We start from the raw sequence: 1,587 nt of genomic DNA, 5'->3' as shown, positions 1-1,587 counted from the left end.
GGTCGGTCCCGACGGCGCCCGCCGCGCCGCTCGCCCGGGACCGGCCGTCGCCGCGGTGGTCGCCGTCCGAGCAGGCGGCCAGGGCCAGCAGCGCCGCCGCGCAGCCCAGCGCGCCGGTGACTCGGGCGACGCGGCCGGCCATCCTCGCCATGCGGTGCCTCTCCCTCGTGTCCAGGTCTCTCGTGTCCAGATCCTGCGCTCGTGTCCAGGCCTTGCCCTCGCGCCAAGATCTCACCCCGGCGCCAGGATCTCGCCTGATGCCGAGATCTCGCCTGATGCCAAGATCTCGTTGCCCCGACAATGGCACACCGCGGGGCGCGGGGAGCCGCCCGAGACCGGCGCGAACCCTGTCAATCCGCTGACAACCAGGTCGTAAGGGGAGTCGGAGCCCCGACAGTCCTGCAACAGGGGACACTCACCTAAGATTTTCCCATGTGATCCGTCGTGTCGGCGGGTCGGGACACCATGATCGATCAAGGGTCGGTGCGCGACACCGGCGGGCCCGCGCCCAGCGCGTCGCCCGCCCGGACCGCGGTCGGCACGCGGCAGGCAGGGGTACAGGTCGATGGCGTCATCGGATGCTGAAGTGGCGGCGCGCGCCGTTCCGCTCGGCCCGGACGACCCCCGCGAGCTCGGCTCGTACACGCTGCTGGGCAAGCTCGGCCAGGGCGGCATGGGCATGGTCTACCTGGGTCGCTCGGAGAAGGGCCGGCTCGTCGCGATCAAGGTGATCCGGACGGAGGCGGTCGGCAACCCCGAGTTCCGGGCCCGGTTCCGGCTGGAGGCGGAGACGGCCCGGCGCGTCGCCCGGGTCTGCACCGCCGAGGTCCTCGACGCCGACCCCGACGCCGAATGGCCCTACCTCGTCACCGAGTTCATCGAGGGCGAGACGCTGGCCCGCTACGTCCAGCGCAACGGCCCGCTCGCCGACGCCAACCTGGAGCAGCTCGCGGTCGGCGTCGCCGCGGCGCTCACCGCCATCCACAGCGCCGGGATCGTCCACCGCGACCTCAAGCCCGCCAACGTCATCCTCTCCCCCTTCGGCCCCCGGGTGATCGACTTCGGGATCGCCCGGGCCGTGGACGCCGGCAGCGGCCTGACCGGCGACCTGCAGCAGCTCGGCACGCCGGCGTTCATGTCCCCGGAGCAGATCGAAAGCCAGCCGATCACCTCCGCGGTGGACATCTGGGCCTGGGGCGGCCTGGTCGCCTTCGCCGCCACCGGCCACTACCCGTTCGGCGACGCCTCCGCCCAGGTGCTGCTCTACCGGGCGCTACACGAGGAACCGCGCCTCGACGACGTCGACCCGGCCCTGCGCCCGATCGTCTGGCTCTCGATGCGCAAGAACCCCGCCACCCGGCCCAGCGCCCAGCAACTCATGCTGCGCCTGCTCGGCGACCCCGCCGGAACCGGCCCCGACGCCGCCCCCGCGGTCGACCCGCAGGACGTCACCAACGTCCTACAGGGCTGGAACCTCCCCGCCCCGGCCAGCACCGGCCCGACCGCGGGCATCGGGGGCCGGGCCGCAGGCGCCGGTCCGGCAGCGGACATCGGCGGGCGCGGGGTGGCCGCCGCGGCGGCCGGGGC

General features: G+C 74.0%; 1 protein-coding gene. It reads left to right on the top strand.

What is annotated here, in order from left to right; translation table 11 throughout:
• Positions 1–565: 565 nt before the first annotated feature.
• On the top strand, positions 566–1,587 hold a 1,022-nt coding region (locus ND748_RS31650; RefSeq protein WP_251749958.1), incomplete at its 3' end, for a serine/threonine-protein kinase.

This window comes from Frankia sp. AiPs1, assembly GCF_023716945.1.
Classification (GTDB): domain Bacteria; phylum Actinomycetota; class Actinomycetes; order Frankiales; family Frankiaceae; genus Frankia.
The sequence above is the reverse complement of the archived record's forward strand: the minus strand, read 5'-3'. Positions and strand labels throughout refer to the sequence as shown.